Raw genomic sequence first — 18,174 nt, 5'->3', positions numbered from 1 at the left:
GGGATCGGCGCTGCTCAACACGACATGGTCGAGCGATTCACTAGACTATAGGGGGTCGAAGGTGGAGTGCCGACTCGGCGCGGCGAGTCGGTGCGAGAGTGTGGTCTCGACAGGCTCGACCACCGGTGGTGGGGTCGACCACCGATGGTGGGGTCGACCACCGATGGTGGGCTCGACCACCGATGGAGCTCGACCACCGAAAGGGGGAGGGGAATGAAGCGGGCGCTGATCACCGGCGTCACCGGCCAGGACGGGTCCTACCTCGCCGAGCTGCTGCTCGCCAAGGGGTACGAGGTCCACGGCCTGGCGCGGCGTACCTCCACGGTCAACACCGCGCGCATCGCGCACCTGCTCGCCGACCCGCACGAGCCGACCACCCGATTCTTCCTCCACCGCGGCGACCTCTCCGACGGCGGGCGGCTGCTGGCCCTGCTCCACGAGATCCGGCCCGACGAGGTCTACAACCTCGCCGCGGAGTCCTACGTCGGCGCCAGCTTCGAGGAGCCCGAGCACGCCGGCGAGGCCGCCGGCATCGGCGCCGTCCGCCTGCTCGAGGCCGTGCGGCGCTCGGGCGCCGGCTGCCGGTACTACCAGGCCGGGAGCTCGGAGATGTACGGCGCCGAGCCGCCGCCGCAGAGCGAGTGCACCCCGCTGCGCCCGCGCTCGCCGTACGGCGCGGCGAAGGCCTACGCCCACTGGCTGACCACCACCTACCGCGAGAGCTACGGCCTCCACGCCGTCAACGGCATCCTCTTCAACCACGAGTCGCCCCGCCGGGGCGAGGTCTTCGTGACCCGCAAGGTCACCCGCGCGGTGGCGCGGATCCAGGCCGGCCTCGACGACTTCGTCTACCTCGGCAACCTCGACGCCGTCCGGGACTGGGGCTACGCGCCGGAGTACGTCGAGGGCATGTGGCGGATGCTGCAGGCCGACGAGCCCGAGGACCTGGTGCTCGCCACGGGCGAGAGCGCGACGGTGCGGGAGTTCGTGGCGGCGGCCTTCGACCACGCCGGGCTGGACTGGGAGAAGCACGTGCGCTTCGACCAGCGCTACGTCCGCCCGGCGGAGGTCGAGTCACTGGTCGGCGACGCCAGCCGCGCCGAGGAGCGGCTGGGATGGAAGCCGCGCGTCCGGTTCGCCGAGCTGGTGCGGATCATGGTCGAGGCCGACATCCGTGCGCTGCGCCACGAGGGCCGTCACTGGATCGACCATCCGGAGGTCGACGGCTGGGGCTGAGGTCTGGCCTGGTTTCGAGACAGGCGCTAGCGCGCCTTCCTCAACCAGCGATGGGGCGGCTGAGGGGTTGCCCTAGGCCGGTACGGCGCCGATCGCCACCCGTCCCTCGCCCTCGATCGTGAGCGGCCCGGCCGCGTGCGGCACGAAGACCGTCTCGCCCTGGCAGGCCGTGACCCGCTCCCCGCCGGTGACCAGGTCGACCGTGCCCTGCAGCACCACGATGGTGCGGGGCCCGTCGGCCGGCGGGGCGGCGACCGGCGCCCGACCCACGGTGAGCGCGAAGTCGGCGACCGGCGGCTCGAGCACGGCGTGGCCGGGGCCGCGCTCGCTCGCCTCCCACTGCGGGGGCGGCATCGGGGTGAAGTTCGTGACCGCCAGCAGCTCCGGCACGTCGCGGTGCTTGGGGGTCAGGCCGGCCCGCAGGACGTTGTCCGACGACGCCATGATCTCCACGCCTAGCCCGGAGACGTACGCGTGCAGCACGCCGGCGTCGAGGAACATCGCCTCGCCCGGCGCCAGCACCACGTGGTTGAGCAGCAGCGTCACCAGCACCCCGGGGTCGTCGGGGTACTGCTCGATGAGCTTCGCGACCATCGCGAAGACCCGCATCGCCTCGCGGTTGATCCGCCCGGGGTCGAGCCGGACCGGGTTGGCCCGCATCTCCTCGCGGTGGCCGCGCTCCTCGGCGCGGACGGCCGCCTCGCGGATGGCTGCGAGGAGCTCCGCGGTCTCCGGCCCGCCCTGCGCCAGCAGGTCGGTCACGACCGCTCGGAGCGTCTGGAACGGCGAGCCGGCCTCGAGCCGGTGCGCGAGGTCATCGGCCCACGGCAGGTCCAGCATCCGCAGGATCTGCGCCGACCGGGTGACGTCGCGGAAGCCGGCCATCCCCTCGAAGCGGGTGAGTGCGAAGATCAGCTCCGGCTTGTGCGAGGCGTCCTTGTAGCTGCGGTGCGGGGCGTCCAGCGGGATGCCGGCCGCCTCCTCGCGGGCGTGGCCGATGAGGGCCCGGTCAGTGCTGGGGTGCACCTGCAGGGACAGCGGCTCCGCCACGGCGAGCACCTTCATCAAGTACGGCAGCCGCGGGCCGAAGAGGTCGACCACCCGCTCGCCGAGCAGCTCGACGGGTGCCTCGGCGATGACGTCGTTCAGCGCCCGGCCGTCGGGGAGGTACGACGGGTCGCTGTCGTGCGCCCCGATCCACAGCTCGGCCTGCGGCCCGTCGGACGACTCGAGGCCCAGGAACCGGGGAAGGTGGGTGTGCGAGCCCCAGGCGTACCCGCGGATCGCGTTGCGGAGCAGGAACATCAGGGCGCGGAGGTCCCGCTGCCGCCCGTCAGGCGAGGCACGACGAGCCGGAGGAGTCCCTCGATCCCGGCCGCGGCCTGCTCCGCCGCCTCGGGGCCCCGGCGGTACGGGTCGGCCACGTCGAGGGCCACGTCGGCCGGTCCGCGCCGTTCGCCGACGGCCTCGACGAGGGCGCGGCCGGTGAGGGACGGGTCCGCCGCGCGCACCGCCTCCGCGAACTGGCCGAGCGTGAAGACCTTCTTGAAGGCGGACGGCTGGTCGTCGAGGAGGTACGTCCGGTGTGCGGCCTCCGCGGTGAGGACGAGGTCCGCCTGGTCGACGAGCCGTGGGGTCACCGGCCGGCTGGTGAAGCCGCCGGCCTCCGCGCCGCGGCTGGCGAGCGTGCCGCTCATGACCTCGTCCATCGGGTGGTCGCGGAAGCCGTGGGTGCCGGCGCTGGCGAAGGTCACCGTCGCGTCCGGGCCCGCCAGCCGCCGGGCCACCAGCTCCATGAACGGCGAGCGGCAGATGTTGGCCGTGCAGACGAAGAGGACGTTGAGGGGCCGTCCCTCGGTGGTCGAGCTCGCCTCGGTGGTCGAGCTTGTCGAGACCACGGCTGAGGTGGTTTCGACAGGCTCAACCACCGGGATGGACGAGCCGAGGTCGAGGTAGCCGGCCTCGCGCAGGGCGGCGACGACGTCCTCGAGGGCCTCGTCGATGGTCCGGCCGGTGGTGTCGACCCGGACGTCGGCGTCGGCCGGCTCCTCGTACGGCGAGGAGATCCCGGTGAACTCGGGGATCTCGCCGCGCCGCGCCTTGGCGTACAAGCCCTTGCGGTCCCGGCGCTCGCACTCCTCCAGCGGTGTGGCGACGTGGACGAGGAAGAACGCCCCGCCGGCCTCGTCGACCATCGCCCGCACCTGCTGGCGGGTCTCGTCGAACGGCGCGATCGGGCTGCACACCGCGACCCCGCCGTGGCGGGAGATCTCCGCGGCGACCCAGCCGATGCGGCGGATGTTGGTCTCCCGGTCGGCCTTGGAGAAGGTGAGGCCGGCCGACAGGTTCCGGCGGACGACGTCTCCGTCGAGGCTGGTCACCGTCCGGGTGCCCTGCTCGAGCAGGCGGTCCATCAGCGCGCGGGCCAGGGTCGACTTGCCGCTGCCCGAAAGCCCGGTGAAGAAGAGGACCAGACCTTGGTCGGCCGGGTCGGGGCGGTCGAAGGCGACGATCTCGGCGATGGTCGGGGGGTACGGGTCGTCCTCGGTGGTCGAGCTTGTCGAGACCACGTCCGACGGCAGCGCGTGCACCGGGTCGCCGGCCGCGTAGGTGGAGGCCACCTGCACGCCGAGCTGGTGGTCGAGCTCGGCGTCGCCGTGGCTGGCCAGCGGGACGGCGACGACGGCCGCGTCGGGGAGCAGCTCGGCCGCGGCGAGGGTCGCGCGGATGAGGGCCACCGGCGACAGCTCCGGGGTGCCGGCGCCGACGTACGCCAGGAGGACCAGCGGCCCGAGCGCGCGCAGGCCGTCGAGCTGCGCCTGCGTCGGGGCGTCGGTGACCGGGACGAAGGTGCGGCCGGCGTACGCCTCGCGCACCTGGCCGGGGGAGAGGTAGTAGCGCCGGAAGGGGCCGTACTGCACGTGCGTGAGCGGCTCGATCGCGCCGTCGGGCACCGAGACCCGTGCGAGCGGGAGACCTTCGGGGTCGACGAGCTCGACGGCCCCGGCGTCGGCAGCCGCGCCGGCGACCTCCGGCGGCAGCGTCAGTGTCACCGGGCTCCCCGGCTCGTCGAAGCGGGTGAGCGGCGCGAGGCCCCCGGTCACGAGGAGCTCGAGGTCGTCGAGTTCGCGCGGCGAGGGGCAATGCTGCGGGGCGTTCGGCACGGGCTCATCTTTGCAAACCGCGCTCGGTACGGTTCGGCCATGTCGTCCTCCCCGGTGGTCGTGGCCGAGATCGTGCGTTCGGGATTCGTGGAGGGCCACCACCGCGGGTCGGTGGTCGCCCTCGCAGCAGACGGCGCCGTCGACTGGTCCGTCGGCGACGTCACCTCCCCGGTGCTGCCGCGCTCGTGCAACAAGCCGCTGCAGGCGCTGGCGATGGTCCGCGCCGGCCTCGACCTGCCGCCCGACCTGCTGGCGCTGGCCTGCGGGTCGCACTCCGGCGAGCAGGTGCACCTCGACGGCGTACGCCGCATCCTGGCCTCCGTCGGCCTCGGCGAGGAGGCCCTGCAGACGCCGCTGGACTGGCCCTACGACCCCGAGGTCCGCCTGGCGCACGTGCGGGCCGGCGGCGAGAAGACCCAGGTCCACATGAACTGCTCGGGCAAGCACGCCGGGATGCTGGCGACCTGCGTGGTCAACGGCTGGGACACCGCCACCTACCTGGCGCCCGACCACCCGCTGCAGCAGGCGATCCTCGCGACGTTCGCCGAGCTCACCGGCGAGCCGGTCGACACGGTCGCCACCGACGGCTGCGGCGCGCCTCTCCTCTCGGCGTCGCTCACCGGCCTGGCCCGCGCTTTCCGGGCGCTCGCCGTCGCCACCGGCGGCCCCGAGCGGCGGATCGCCGAGGCGATCCGGCAGCACCCCGAGATGGTCTCCGGCACCACGCGGGACGAGCGCGACGTGCTGATCGCGCTCCCCGGCGCGATCGGCAAGAGCGGCGCGGAAGCCTGCCACGTGCTGGCGCTGCCGGACGGTAGGGCCTTCGCGCTCAAGATCGACGACGGCGCCGAGCGGGCGCGACCGGTCGTCCTGGCCGCGGCGTTGCGCCGGTCCGGCGTCGACTCCGAGGCCGTCGCCCGCACCGGCGTCCACGAGCTGCACGGCGGTGGCCGGGTCGTGGGGGAGATCCGCGCGGCGTTCTGAAGGGGGGTGTGGTCTCGACAGGCTCGACCACCGAGGGTTGCGCTCGACCACCGAGGGTTGCGCTCGACCACCGAGGGTTGCGCTCGACCACCGGGGGTTGCGCTCGACCACCGGGGCTGTGGTCTCGACAGGCTCGACCACCGAGGCAGTGCTAGCTGCTGCCAGCGGCGTTCGCGCTGCTCTGTGACTCGACGCACGTGCTAGCAGACTTGCAAGCGCTAGCAGGAGCAAGCACTATGGGATGCATGGCGAAGGGAAAGGTCGGGACCGCAGTTGGGTCCCTCGGTGACTACCTCCGGGAGCAGCGCACCAGTGCGTCGCTCTCGTTGCGGCAGCTCGCCGAGCTGGCCGGCGTCTCCAACCCGTACCTGAGCCAGATCGAGCGGGGCCTGCGCCGCCCCTCGGCCGAGGTGCTGCAACAGCTCGCCAAGGCCCTGCGGATCTCCGCAGAGCAGCTCTACGTCCGGGCGGGCATCGTCAGCCCGGACGACGGCGTAGGTGGCTCGGTCGAGCTGGCGGTCCTCAACGACCCCGGTCTGACCGAGCGGCAGAAGCACTCCCTGCTCGACGTGTACGCCTCGTTCCTGGCCCTCAACGCCGGGCAGCCCGGGGCCGACGCGCACGACGACGACCAGAGCTGACCAGCGGTCCGGCGCCCGCCGGCCCATGACGAAGAGGAGAAACGCCATGGCGAAGGCCAGGTTCGACATCACGACCATCGAGATCCCCGAGGTCGCCAAGCGCCCGCTCTACGCCGGCGTCGGCGCCACCGACCTCGCCGTCGGCTACGTCCGCGACTACGTCGCCGACGTGCAGAAGCGCTTCGCCGACGTCCAGAAGAGCGTCGCCGGCATCGACCTCGAGCCCAAGGCGCTGCGCGACCAGGCCGTCGTCGCGGTCAGCACCCGCGTCGACGCGCTCTCGAAGGACGCCAAGGCCCGCCGCGCCGCCGTCGAAGCCCGCGTCGCCGAGCTGCAGGGGGAGGCCCTCGCCTTCCCGACCCGCGTGCAGGGTGCGGTCACCGAGAACGTCGTGGTCGTCTCCGACCGCTACGCCGACCTCGCCAAGCGCGGTGAGCAGCTGCTGGCCCGCATCCGCCGCCAGGAGGCCACCCAGGCCACGGCCGCCTCGGCGAAGACGACCGTGACCAAGGCGAAGACCACGCGGACCCAGACCGCCAAGGCGACCGACCAGACCGCCAAGGCCACCAGCCAGACGGCCAAGGCGACCGCGAAGAAGACCACCACCACGGCCAAGCGCACCGCGAAGAAGACGAGCACCACCCCGCGCAGCAGCGCCAAGGCCACCGGTACGGCGGCCAAGAAGACCGCGAGCAACGCGACCAAGGCGACCACCGCCGCCGCCAAGAAGGTCGGCGACTGAAGAGCGCCGATCTCTGGGACGGCTCCCGAGCCGGCCGCTGACGGCCAGCTCAGCCTGTTCTGATCACGAGGCCCCCGGACCACCGGTCCGGGGGCCTCGTGCACGCTGGGCCGGTGCGGGCGGTCATCCAGCGGGTCCTGAAGGCGAGTGTCACCGTCGACGGCGAGGTCGTCGGCGCGATCCGAGGTCCCGGCCTGCTCGTCTACCTCGGCGTCACCCACGGCGACGGGCCCGACCAGGTGGCCTGGACGGCGCGGAAGATCTGGGACCTGCGCCTCCTCCGCGAGGAGCGCTCCGCGAGCGATGTGGGCGCGCCCGTCCTCGTCGTCAGCCAGTTCACGCTGTACGGCGACGCCCGCAAGGGCCGGCGACCGAGCTGGCAGGCCGCCGCACCGGGGCCGGTGAGCGAGCCGACGTACGAGGCGGTCTGCGCGGAGCTCGGGCGGCTCGGCGCCTCCGTCGAGCGGGGCCGCTTCGGCGCCGACATGCAGGTCGAGTCGGTCAACGACGGCCCGATCACGCTCGTGCTCGACAGCGAGCGCCTAGGCTGAGTGACGTGCAGAGCGTCTTCGCCGTCGAGTCCTACGTCATGCTGCTCGTCTTCTTCGTGCTGCTGGCGGTGAAGATCTTCGCCTTCGTCAACAGCCTGCTGTTCCCCGCAGAGGCCTACGAGGCGGCCGGCAAGCTCAGCAAGGCGGCGTGGTGCACGATCCTCGGCCTCGGGCTGTTGCTGCAGCTGCCGTTCCTCGGCATCTCGATCCTGCTGCTCAACCTCGCCTTCACCGTCGCGGCGTTCGTCTATCTCGCCGACGTCCGACCTGCGCTGACCAGCCTGCGCCGCCGCTGACCGCAAGCTGACGGCCCCTGGCGCCGGGGATTCCCCGATCTTGGGGATGGCTGTTCGAACATGTGTTCGGAAGAATGTGCGTATGGTGAAGGAGGCGCGACCTGGCGGGGACCATCCGGTCTCGCAGGTCGTGGCGCGCTCACGGGACACCTTGGACGGGCTGGCCGAGGCGCGGCTGTGGTCGCTGTCGGACGCGGAGCTGACCGAGACCCTGGCCGAGGCCGGGCGGCTGCGCGCGCAGGTCGAGGAGCTGGAGCTGCGGCTGGCCCGTGAGGCCGACCGCCGTGACACCGGCGCCCGGACCGGTGCGACGTCGACCCCGGTCGCGTGGGCGGTGGAGACCCGCCAGACCCGCCCGGTCGCGGTCGGACGGATGCGGCTCGCCCAGGCGCTCGACCGACACGAGGCCGTCCGCGTCGCCCTCGCGGGCGGGCACCTCCACCCCGACCAGGCTCGGGTGATCGTCGACGCCCTCGACGCGCTGCCCGACGACCTCGACGCCGACCTGAAGGCCCGTGCCGAGCAGCACCTCCTCATCGAGGCCACCGGTCACGACGCCCGCGCGCTGCGGCTGCTCACCAAGCGGCTGCTCGCCGTCCTCGCTCCCGAGATCGGGGAGGCCGCCGACGCCCGGGCGCTGGAGCGGGAGGAGCGCGAGGCGGCGGCGAAGGCGTTCCTCACGATGTGCCCCGACGGCCGGGGCAGCATGGTGGGGAAGTTCAGCGTGCCCGAGGCGCAGGGCGAGATGCTGCACAAGTACCTCGTCGCCCTCTCCACGCCCAAGCACACGAACGCCGTCGGCGGCGCCGGCGCCTACGAGCGGCGTCCCTCGCCCGAGCGGCTGGGTGCGGCGCTGGTCTCGCTGATCGAGCGGTTCCCCGCCGACCGTCTGCCCCAGCTCGGCGGGCTGAACGCCACCGCCGTCGTGACGATGACCCTCGACACCGCTCGGGGCGGCGACGCCCACGGCATGCTCGACACCGGCGCACTGATGTCGGGCGCCCAGTCGCGCCGGTTCGCCTGCGAGGCCGAGATCATCACCGCCGTCCTCGACACCGAGGGTCAAGTCCTCCACCTGGGCCGCAGCTCACGCCTCGCATCCCCCGCACAACGCCGGGCGCTCAACCTGAGGCAGCCCGAGTGCAACGCCCTCGGGTGCGACTGGCCGGCCTGGATGTGCGAGGCCCACCACTGGCGACGATCGTGGGCCAGTGGTGGCGAGACGAACCTCGAGGACTTGATGAACCTCTGCCCGTCCCATCATCGCCGGGCCCACGACCCGGTCTACGAGATGCGGCACGAGCCCGACGGCCAGGTGGCGTTCCATCGGCGCACGTAGTGGTCTCGACAAGCTCGACCACCGATGGGTGCGCTCGACCACCGGGGGAGTGGTGGTCAGCGGACCGGCGTGTGCTTGCCTCGCCGACGTCCGGCCTGCGCCGACGGCCCGGTGCCGTCGTCGGCGGTCGGGTGGGGCGCGTAGCCGTACCCGTAGCCGTACCCGTAGCCGTAGCTGCGGTTGGACTTCCGTGCAGGGGCGGCGTTGATGACCACGCCGACGGTCTTGGCGTCGACGTTCGTCAGCCGCTCGACCGCGTGCATCAGCTGGTCCCGCGTCGTGCGGCCGTGCCGGACGACGACCATCGCGCCGTCGACCTGCGCCGTGAGCAGTGCGGCGTCGGTGACCGGCAGCAGCGGCGGGGCGTCGAGGATGACGGTGTCGAAGCGGCTGCGCAGCTGCTCCAGCATCGCGGTCATCGCGTGCGACTGCAGCAGCTCCGAGGGGTTCGGCGGGATGGGGCCGCAGGCGAGCACCTGCAGGCCGGTGTCCTGGTAGGGCTGGAGGGCGTCCTCGAGCGACACCTTGCCGATCAGCACGCTCGTGGTGCCGGTCGCGCCGTCCAGGCCGAGCCGCGAGGCGATCAGCGGCCGGCGCAGGTCGCACTCCACCAGCGCCACCCGCTGGCCGGCCATCGCCATCGTGACGGCCAGGTTCGCCGCGGTGGTGGTCTTCCCCTCGCCGGGCAGGGAGCTCGACACGACGAAGACCCGCTGCTCGTGGTCGACCTCGACGTACTGCATGTTCGTGCGGAGCACGCGGAAGGCCTCGGCCCACGGCGACGCCGAGCCGAGCACCTCGGCCGGCTGGCTCCTGACCGCGCCGCCGTCAGCGATGATGTGGCCCAGGATCGGGGTCTCGGTGACCGCCTCGACGTCCTCGTTGGAGCCGATCGTGGTGTCCAGCAGCTCGCGCAGCACCGCCAGCCCGATGCCCAGCAGGAGACCGAGGACGAAGGCGAGCCCGAGGTTGCGGACCGGCTGGGGGCTGACCGGCTCGTCCGAGGCGACGGCGTCATCGGTGATGGTGGCGTTGATGAGCGTCCGCTCCTCGGCGCCCGGTGCCTCGAGCTCGGGCACCAGGTCGCTGAGCTCCTCGGCGTAGGCCTGCGCGATGTCGCGAGCCTCGATCGGGTCCGGGTCGGTGGCGGTGATCTCCAAGATCACGGTCTCGGGCACCACGGAGGCCGACACCGTCTCGAGCAACTCGGTGACGGTCCGCTCACCGCCGAGGGCGTCCGCCACGCGGCCCGCGAGCCGCCGGCCGTCCACGATCTCGGCGTACGACGTCACCCGCTGGGAGGCGAAGAGGTTGCCCTGGTAGGCGTCGGCGGTGTCCGACGGGGTGGTGGAGACGAAGAGGCGCGCGCTCGAGGCGTACTGCGGCGTGACCGTCCAGGTGTACGCGGCGGCGATCCCCACCGTGAGGAGGACAGTCGTGAGGATGAGCTTCCAGCGGCGTCGGACGGTCCGCCAGTAGTCCTTCAGTTCCACGCTGCGCTTACCGTCCTCGTCTGGGCGTCACCGGGGCCGTGATGCGCGCGACACTGTAGCCGCACCAGCGCCGATCGCCGGCTTCCGTCCGCCGGGCACCGGCGACCACCCGAGGGCTCGGCATGGCCCCGGCGGGCCCCTCCTGCTGACCGGAACGGACGAGGAGGGGCGCCCTGTCGGCACCTGCGTGGCACACTGGCTGGCCTCCCGTCTTCTGCTCTCCCTGGAGTCCCCGTGAGTGACGCCGTCGCCTTCGTGCGCCGTCACCGAGTCCCGTCGGCGCTCGCCTTCGACAGTGTGGCGTGGGTCTCGTCGTACTTCTTCTTCGCCTGGCTGCGCTACGACAGCGCCGCGACCGACGTGCCGTGGGTGGCCGTCGGCGTGGCCGCGCTGGCCACCGTGGGCCTCTACCTGGCGCTCGCCACCGCCGTGCGCCTGCACCAGGGCCGCGCCGGCACCGGCAGCCTGGAGCAGATGATGCTGCTCGGCGCCGTCACGCTCGCCACCGGGGCCGTGGTCTTCGCGGTCAACCTCGCCGGCTTCTGGGTCCCCCGGAGCGTGCCGGTGAGCGCCACGCTCAGCGCCCTGGTCCTCATGGCGTGGGCGCGTGCCGCCTGGCGGCGGCTGCGCGAGCGCGACGTCGGGCAGGTCCACGCCGAGGGCGCCTCTGTGGCGCTCTTGGTGGGCGCGGGCGAGGCCGGCCGCGAGCTGATCGGCTCGATGCTGCGTGACCCGCAGCGGCGCTGGCGGCCGGTCGGCCTCCTCGACGACGACCCCCGCAAGCGGCACCTGCGGATCCGGGGCGTCCCGGTCGTCGGCACCACCGACCAGGTGGAGGAGTGGGTCCGGGCCACGGACGCCGACACGGTGGTCCTCGCCCTGCCCAGCGCCTCGACCGAGGTCGTCGACCGGATCCGCGCAGCGGCGGTCCGCGCCGGCGCCGACGTCAAGGTCCTGCCCTCCTCCACGCAGCTGCTCTCGGAGCGGGTCGGCATCCGAGACCTGCGTGACATCAACATCACCGACGTGCTGGGGCGCAACCAGCTCGACACCGACGTCGACTCGATCGCCGACTACCTCACCGGCCGCCGGGTGCTGGTCACCGGCGCGGGAGGCTCCATCGGCTCGGAGCTGTGCCGGCAGATCCACCGGTTCGCCCCGGCGGAGCTGATGATGCTCGACCGCGACGAGTCGGCCCTGCACGCGCTGCAGCTCTCCATCCACGGGCGGGCGCTGCTCGACTCCGACGAGGTCGTCCTCTGCGACATCCGCGACGCCGCGGCGCTCGACGCCGTCTTCGCCGCCCGCCGGCCCGAGGTGGTCTTCCACGCCGCGGCCCTCAAGCACCTGCCGATGCTCGAGCAGTACCCGGCCGAGGCGGTGAAGACCAACGTGCTCGGCACGCGCAACGTGCTGCAGGCCTCGCACCGCCACGACGTGGAGAAGTTCGTCAACATCTCCACCGACAAGGCGGCCAACCCCTCGAGCGTCCTCGGCTACTCCAAGCGGATCGCCGAGCGGATGACCGCCGAGCAGGCCTACCGGGCGCAGGGCACGTACCTCTCCGTCCGGTTCGGCAACGTGCTCGGCAGCCGCGGGTCGGTGCTCACGTCGTTCGCCACGCAGATCGCCGAGGGCGGGCCGGTGACCGTCACCGACCCCGAGGTGACGCGCTACTTCATGACCATCGAGGAGGCCTGCCAGCTCGTCGTCCAGGCCGCCGCCATCGGCAGCGCCGGTGAGGCCCTCGTGCTCGACATGGGGGAGCCGGTGCGGATCGTCGACATGGCCCAGCAGCTCATCCGGCAGTCCGGCGAGGAGATCCGGATCGAGTACACCGGCCTGAGGGAGGGCGAGAAGCTCCACGAGGAGCTCTTCGCCGACCACGAGCCGCGGGACCACCGCCCCGAGCACGCGCTCGTCTCGCACGTCCCCGTGCCGCCGGTCACCGCCCGCGAGGTCGACGGCCTGCCGGTCTCCGGCCCGCGCGAGGAGGTCGTCCGCACGCTCGTGGCGCTGTGCCGCGACGAGGTCGTGCCGTCGAGCACCGGCCACTACTCGCGGACGTAGCGCTCCGAGGCCACCGGGGTCACTGGCCCTTCGCGGCGTACGCCGCTTCGACGGCCGCCTTGTGCGGGCGCCACCAGTCCTGGTGGTCGACGTACCACTCGATGGTGCGGGCCAAGCCGTCGGCGAAGTCGGCGTATTGGGGCTGCCACCCCAGCTCGGTGCGGAGCTTCGTGGCGTCGATGGCGTAGCGCAGGTCGTGGCCGGCGCGGTCGGTGACGTGCTCGTAGTCGTCCTCGTCGCGGCCGAAGTGGGCGAGGACCATCCGGACGACGTCGGCGTTGCTCTTCTCGCCGTCCGCGCCGATGAGGTACGTCTCGCCGATCCGCCCGCGGGTCGCGACGGTCCACACGGCCGCCGAGTGGTCGTCGGCGTGGATCCAGTCGCGGACGTTGCGCCCGGCGCCGTAGAGCTTCGGCCGTCCGCCGTCGATGACCGTGGTGACCTGGCGGGGGATGAACTTCTCCACGTGCTGCCACGGGCCGTAGTTGTTCGAGCAGTTGGAGATCGTCGCCTGCACGCCGAAGCTGCGGACCCAGGCGCGCACCAGGAGGTCCGAGCCGGCCTTGGTCGCGCTGTAGGGGCTGCTCGGGTTGTACGGCGTGGCCTCGGTGAACCGCTCGGGGTCGTCGAGCTCCAGGTCGCCGTAGACCTCGTCGGTGGAGACGTGGTGGAGCCGGGCGCCGTGCCGGCGGGCGGCTTCGAGCAGCGTGAACGTGCCCACGACGTTGGTCTGCACGAACGGGGCCGGGTCGGCCAGCGAGTTGTCGTTGTGCGACTCCGCGGCGAAGTGGACGACCAGGTCCGTCTCGGCCACGAGCGGGTCGACCGCGGCCGCGTCGGCCACGTCACCGACGACCAGGCGCACCCGGTCCTCCGCCAGCCCGGCGAGCGACTCGCGGCTCGCGGCGTAGGTCAGCTTGTCCAGGACGATGACGGCGACGTCGGTGTGCTCGACCAGGTGGTGGACGAAGTTGCTGCCGATGAACCCGGCACCGCCGGTGACCAGAACCCGTCGCACGTGGCCGAGTGTAGGAAGGTGTGGTCTCGACGGGCTCGACCACCGGCCGGCGGCCTACGACGGGCTCGACCACCGGTCGCCGGCCGCTACCTGCTGGACCTGCTCGAGTCCTGAGCCCGCGGCCGGTCCCGGAGGAGCGCGACGTCGGCGTCGACCATCCGGCCCACCAGCTCCTCGAACCCCGTCGACGGCCGCCAGCCCAGCCGCTCGCCCGCGTGCGAGGAGTCGCCGGTGAGGTCGGTGGGGTCGACCGGCCGCACGAACGCCGGGTCGACGCCCACCAGCGGCTCCCAGTCCGCGATCCCGACGTGCCCGAACGCCGCGGCCACGAAGTCGCGCACCGTGTGGCCGACACCGGTGGCCACCACGTAGTCGTCGGCGACCTCCGCGTGGGCCGCCCGGACCATGGCGTCGACGTAGTCCGGCGCCCAGCCCCAGTCCCGGACGGCGTCGAGGTTGCCGAGCACCAGCCGCTGCTCGCGGCCGGCGGCGATCGCGGCGACCGTCGAGGTGATCTTGCGGGTCACGAAGCCGCGCGGGCGGCGCGGGCTCTCGTGGTTGTAGAGCACCAGGGCGGAGGCGTGCAGCCCGCGGGCGCGGTAGACACCGACCGCGAGGTGGGCGTAGGCCTTCGCCGCGCCGTACGGGTTGACCGGCCGCAGCGGCGTCCGCTCGTCCTGGGGGGAGCGCTCGGGCTGGCCGAAGATCTCCGCGCTCGACGCCTGGACGAACCGGACGTCCTTCCCGGTCCGCTCGCGCGCCAGCCACGCCGTCTCGAGGAGCGCCACCGCGGCGGTGCCGTTGACCGCGGCGACCAGGTCCGGCTCCTGCCAGGAACGGGCGACCGAGCTGAGGGCCGCGAGGTTGTAGATCTCGTCGGGCGCGAGCCGGCAGACCAGCTCCCGCACCGCCGGCACGTCGGTCAGGTCGCCGACATGGAGCTCGACCCCCGGTACGTCGGGGAGCGGCTCGGCCGCGTGGGCCAACGCGTGCACCTCGACGCCGTCGGCCAGCAGCCGCTCGGCCAGGTAGCCGCCGTCCTGGCCGCCGATGCCGGTGACGAAGGCCCGGCCACCGGCGTTGGCCCCGGCGCTGGTCACCTCACCACCCCTGCCGGGTCGCCTCGAGGTCGGCCTCGACCATCATCGCCACCAGCTCGGGGAAGGAGACCCGCGGCTTCCAGCCCAGGACGTCGCGGGCCTTGCCGGCGTCCCCGAGCAGCACATCGACCTCCGCCGGCCGCATGAACCGCTCGTCCTGGCGGACCAGCGGCGTCCAGTCCTCGATGCCGACGTGGGCGAAGGCCAGGTCCAGGAAGTCCCGGATGGAGTGCGTCTCGCCGGTGGCCACCACGTAGTCGTCGGCCTGGGGCTGCTGCAGCATCAGCCACATCGCCTCGACGTAGTCGCCCGCGAAGCCCCAGTCGCGGCGGGCGTCGAGGTTCCCCAGCAGCACGTGGTCCTGCAGCCCGAGGCTGATCCGGGCGACCGCCTGGCTGATCTTGCGGGTCACGAACTCCGGCCCGCGTCGCGGCGACTCGTGGTTGAAGAGGATCCCCGACGAGGCGTGCATGCCGTAGGACTCGCGGTAGTTGATCGTCATGTGGTGGCCGTAGACCTTGGCCACGCCGTACGGCGACCGGGGCCAGAGCAGGGTGCCCTCGTGCTGCGGCGTCTCCTGCACCTTCCCGAACATCTCCGAGCTCGAGGCCTGGTAGAAGCGGACGCGGTCCACGTCGCTGCCGACGTGGAGCCGCACCGCCTCCAGCAGGTTCAGCACGCCCGTGGCCGTCACGTCGGTGGTGAGGTGGGCGTTCTCCCAGGAGTAGGCGACGAACGAGACCGCTCCCAGGTTGTACACCTCGTCCGGGTCCGACTCGCGCAGCGCGCGGATCAGGCTCGACATGTCGGTGAGGTCACCGAAGTGGAGCTGGACGTCCGGCACCAGGTCGGTGACCAGGTCGCGCTTGGGGTTGTTCTGCCCGCGCACGAGCCCGTGGACGTCGTACCCCTTGGCGAGCAGGAGCTCGGCGAGGTAGAGGCCGTCCTGGCCGGTGATGCCGGTGATGAGTGCGCTGGGCATGCGCGCAGTCTGCCGGACGCGCCGGCTCTCAGCGGGTGCGGACCAGCACGTCCCCGGTCCGCGGGCGCAGCCGGATCTTCCGCACGATCTTGCCGTCGAGGGTCCGGTGCGGCTTGCCGAGGCGGACGACCCGCGCGCGGCCGGTCGGGTTCACGACCGAGACGCCGCCCGTGAACGCACGCTTCCAGGCGCCCGAGCCGGTGCGGCGCATCTTCCCCTTCGGCGTACCGATCGACCGCGGCATGCTGTACGGCGCGTTGCGGGCCGTGGCGCCGGCCTGGTCGCGGGAGCGGGTGAAGGCGAGGTAGGAGTTGCCGTCGGCGCCCATGAGGAACGAGGAGATGGCGTAGGCCTGCCACCGCTTGACCTGCTTCGTCGACGCGCCGACCCACAGCTTCGTCGTGAACAGGCCGGTGACCCCGTGCCGCTCCAGGTCCTTGATGACCCGGACGTTGCGGCGCCACTCGCCGCCCCGGGGGAGGTCGGTGACCGAGTCGTGCGCGCCGCGGAGGAAGTCCTCCATCTGGGCACCGGGCATGCCGGTCGCCAGCGGCCGGGACGGGACGTCGGACTGCCAGTAGCGGTAGCTGTTCTCCACCGCGTTGCCCACGAGGATCAAGCCGGGCTGCTGGCGGGAGTAGACGTCCGAGAGCTGCGCCATCTGGGTGCGGTACTCCGCCTGGGTGTAGGTGCGACCGGTGCCGGGCACGACCGGGAGGGCCGTCACGAAGTTCTTCGAGAAGATGCCGAGGGTCAGCATGTCGACCAGGCACCCGTCGTACCCGCCGAGGTCGGAGCGCTGGTCGCACTGGCGCACCGCGGCGTCGCGCCAGGCCTGGCTGGAGGACTCCATCAAGAAGGTGCCCCAGCCGTTGGCCGTGATCCGGCGGCCGGCGGTGTCGTGGGCGAACGCCGACTCCGGCAGCCCGCGCACCTCGGTCGGCGCGGCCAGGGTGGCGTTGGAGTAGGCGATCAGGTCCAGGTGCCGGTTCGCCCGGCGCATCGCGGAGACGTGGTCCTGGAACGCGATGGGCATGCCGGCGATCAGGTCGAACTGCCGGGCCAGCCTGCGGGCCTCACGCCGGGTGTAGTGGTGGTCGTTCGCCATGTACGTCGGCGCCCAGGTCAGCGCGACCCGGCCGGCCGGCGCCGAGGTCCGCGCGGCGGCCTGGCCCGAGGTGGCCTGTGCCGTCACGGTGAGCGAGTCGTTCGCGGCGCCGGCGGGGGCCGGCGTCGCCGCGAAGAGGGACGCGGTCGCGGTCAGGGTGACCAGGACGTGGGGGAGGGAGCGCATGGGGGTCCTTCCGAGTCAGGGACATGCGACGCCCACACGCTAGGGGGTGGCGCGCCGCCATACCCAGTCCTCGGCCGCCCCAAACCAGCATTGGGTCTCGATTCGGCCTACTTCGACCCGAAGGGTGCAGCTGGCATGGCCCAGGTGGTGGCCCCGTCCCACCGACCGTGCAGGAGTGCCACCTCGACCGTGCTGGCCTGCCACGTCGACCGTGCCGCGGTCCCACGTCGACCGTGCGGGGGTGCCACCTCGACGGGTCAGGCGGGGGTGTCGCGGCGGCGGGTGCGGGCGATCGCGATGACCAGGATCACACCCAGGAGGGCGCCGGCAGCGGCCGCGGCGAGGATCCGCCGAGCCCGGGCGGTCACGTCGTTGGTGGAGGGGACGTCGCCCTCGAAGGAGACCGGGACGCCGGCGGCCAGGTCGGCCTGGCGGGCCACCCGGTCGACCTCGGTCGCCTCGAGCCGGGTGACCGTGGTCTCGGCGCGCTGCTGGTTGAGCAGCAGCTCCTCGTAGGCGCGGGCCTGCTTGGAGGTCGTCCGCAGCCGGCGTGCCGCCTCGCGCCGCTCGGCCGCCGTCCGGTCGTTCGCCGACAGCGTCTGGTTCTGCAGGACGGCGTACTCACGGGTCGGCTCGATGCCGAAGTTCTCCTCCACCGCCTCGGCGACCGCGGCCGACGCGGCCTCCTCGGCCTCCCGGGCCGCCACCAGCTGCGGGCTGGGCTCGCCGCCGCCGCTGCTCGAGGCCCGGGCGAGGAACTCGGTGGCCCCGCCGACCACGGCGGTGATCACCTCGCGCTCGACCTCCGTGTCCTCGTTCTCGGAGGTGAACGTCACCCGCGCCAGCGTGGTGTCGCCGATCCGCTCGATGCTGATCGCCTCGCGCAGCTCGTCCACCGACATCCCGGCGATCTCCGCCGGCTCCTCCAGCACCGACGGCAGCGCCGCGGCGGTGCTGACGTCGTTGATCAGGTCGAGCCGGTCGTTCGGGAGGCTGCTGACGCTGCGGGTGTTGATGACGCCGTAGGTCACCGACCCCTCGGGAGCCGACGTGATCGTCGCGGAGACGCCCGCGGCGATCGCCAGCAGCGCCGGGATCCACCAGTAGCGGCGCAGGGGGCTGGTCGTCGGGCGGGCAGCGTCGGACAGCTCGGTCATCGCGGCGGAGCCTTTCGTCACGTGGTTCCGGCGGGTCCGCCGGGCGAGAGCCTGATTAGACTAACCGTCCACCCGCTCGCTCCGGCCACGGTGCTCGCCACCGCCCC

General features: G+C 72.8%; 16 protein-coding genes. 8 read left to right on the top strand and 8 right to left on the bottom strand.

The window, feature by feature from the left end; all coding sequences use genetic code 11:
- The first annotated feature begins 213 nt into the window (after positions 1-213).
- Positions 214-1,236, top strand: a complete 1,023-nt coding sequence (gene gmd, locus ACSMHG_RS12135; RefSeq protein WP_435745282.1) for a GDP-mannose 4,6-dehydratase — start codon at positions 214-216, stop codon at positions 1,234-1,236.
- A gap of 72 nt (positions 1,237-1,308) precedes the next feature.
- Here gmd (ACSMHG_RS12135) and manA read toward each other — a convergent pair whose 3' ends face one another.
- Together manA and cysC are read right to left on the bottom strand one after the other, a co-directional pair.
- Positions 1,309-2,541 (bottom strand): mannose-6-phosphate isomerase, class I, encoded by a 1,233-nt coding sequence (manA, locus tag ACSMHG_RS12130; RefSeq protein WP_435745279.1) that lies wholly within the window; start codon positions 2,539-2,541, stop codon positions 1,309-1,311.
- Positions 2,541-4,400, bottom strand: coding sequence for an adenylyl-sulfate kinase (cysC, locus tag ACSMHG_RS12125; protein WP_435745277.1), 1,860 nt, complete (start codon positions 4,398-4,400; stop codon positions 2,541-2,543). Before cysC ends, manA begins: the two co-directional genes overlap by 1 nt.
- 39 nt (positions 4,401-4,439) lie before the next feature.
- Here cysC and ACSMHG_RS12120 point away from each other — a divergent pair, with 39 nt between their 5' ends.
- The 6 genes from ACSMHG_RS12120 (at position 4,440) to ACSMHG_RS12095 (ending at position 8,953) form a co-directional block, all read left to right on the top strand.
- Entirely contained in the window at positions 4,440-5,384 is a 945-nt protein-coding gene (locus ACSMHG_RS12120) for an asparaginase (protein WP_435745275.1), read from the top strand.
- Positions 5,385-5,629: 245 nt separating this feature from the next.
- Positions 5,630-6,025, top strand: coding sequence for a helix-turn-helix domain-containing protein (locus tag ACSMHG_RS12115; protein ID WP_435745273.1), 396 nt, complete (start codon positions 5,630-5,632; stop codon positions 6,023-6,025).
- A 46-nt stretch (positions 6,026-6,071) separates the two neighbouring features.
- Positions 6,072-6,767: a hypothetical protein gene (locus tag ACSMHG_RS12110; RefSeq protein ID WP_435745270.1), complete on the top strand. Its 696-nt coding sequence runs from the start codon at positions 6,072-6,074 to the stop codon at positions 6,765-6,767.
- 113 nt (positions 6,768-6,880) lie between these two features.
- Positions 6,881-7,318, top strand: a complete 438-nt coding sequence (dtd, locus tag ACSMHG_RS12105) for a D-aminoacyl-tRNA deacylase (RefSeq protein WP_435745268.1) — start codon at positions 6,881-6,883, stop codon at positions 7,316-7,318.
- A gap of 5 nt (positions 7,319-7,323) precedes the next feature.
- The gene (locus ACSMHG_RS12100) at positions 7,324-7,614 is read left to right on the top strand and encodes a DUF2516 family protein (RefSeq protein ID WP_435745266.1); all 291 of its coding nucleotides are present in this window, start codon (positions 7,324-7,326) and stop codon (positions 7,612-7,614) included.
- Positions 7,615-7,696: 82 nt separating this feature from the next.
- Positions 7,697-8,953 carry an HNH endonuclease signature motif containing protein gene (locus ACSMHG_RS12095; protein ID WP_435745263.1) on the top strand — a complete coding sequence of 419 codons (1,257 nt, stop codon included), beginning with the start codon at positions 7,697-7,699 and terminating at the stop codon, positions 8,951-8,953.
- A gap of 56 nt (positions 8,954-9,009) precedes the next feature.
- Here the strand turns inward: ACSMHG_RS12095 and ACSMHG_RS12090 are convergent, their stop codons facing one another.
- Positions 9,010-10,446, bottom strand: coding sequence for a tyrosine-protein kinase domain-containing protein (locus tag ACSMHG_RS12090; protein ID WP_435745261.1), 1,437 nt, complete (start codon positions 10,444-10,446; stop codon positions 9,010-9,012).
- A gap of 234 nt (positions 10,447-10,680) precedes the next feature.
- On the opposite strand from ACSMHG_RS12090, the gene ACSMHG_RS12085 reads away from it, so the two are divergent.
- Positions 10,681-12,516 (top strand): polysaccharide biosynthesis protein, encoded by a 1,836-nt coding sequence (locus tag ACSMHG_RS12085; protein WP_435745259.1) that lies wholly within the window; start codon positions 10,681-10,683, stop codon positions 12,514-12,516.
- Positions 12,517-12,535: 19 nt separating this feature from the next.
- Here ACSMHG_RS12085 and rfbB read toward each other — a convergent pair whose 3' ends face one another.
- From rfbB to ACSMHG_RS12060, 5 genes are all read right to left on the bottom strand, one after another.
- Complete coding sequence (gene rfbB / locus ACSMHG_RS12080) at positions 12,536-13,534, bottom strand: dTDP-glucose 4,6-dehydratase (protein ID WP_435745256.1); 999 nt, start codon at positions 13,532-13,534, stop codon at positions 12,536-12,538.
- 86 nt (positions 13,535-13,620) lie between these two features.
- Positions 13,621-14,634, bottom strand: a complete 1,014-nt coding sequence (locus ACSMHG_RS12075; protein WP_435745253.1) for a GDP-mannose 4,6-dehydratase — start codon at positions 14,632-14,634, stop codon at positions 13,621-13,623.
- 1 nt (position 14,635) lies between these two features.
- Complete coding sequence (gene gmd, locus ACSMHG_RS12070; protein ID WP_435745251.1) at positions 14,636-15,616, bottom strand: GDP-mannose 4,6-dehydratase; 981 nt, start codon at positions 15,614-15,616, stop codon at positions 14,636-14,638.
- Between the two features lie 28 nt (positions 15,617-15,644).
- Positions 15,645-16,910, bottom strand: a complete 1,266-nt coding sequence (locus ACSMHG_RS12065; RefSeq protein WP_435745249.1) for an alpha-amylase family protein — start codon at positions 16,908-16,910, stop codon at positions 15,645-15,647.
- Between the two features lie 257 nt (positions 16,911-17,167).
- Positions 17,168-18,067 (bottom strand): YveK family protein, encoded by a 900-nt coding sequence (locus tag ACSMHG_RS12060; RefSeq protein WP_435745247.1) that lies wholly within the window; start codon positions 18,065-18,067, stop codon positions 17,168-17,170.
- Positions 18,068-18,174 lie beyond the last annotated feature (107 nt).

The organism is Nocardioides ureilyticus (assembly GCF_051280745.1).
Taxonomy (GTDB): Bacteria; Actinomycetota; Actinomycetes; order Propionibacteriales; family Nocardioidaceae; genus Nocardioides.
The sequence above is the reverse complement of the archived record's forward strand: the minus strand, read 5'-3'. Positions and strand labels throughout refer to the sequence as shown.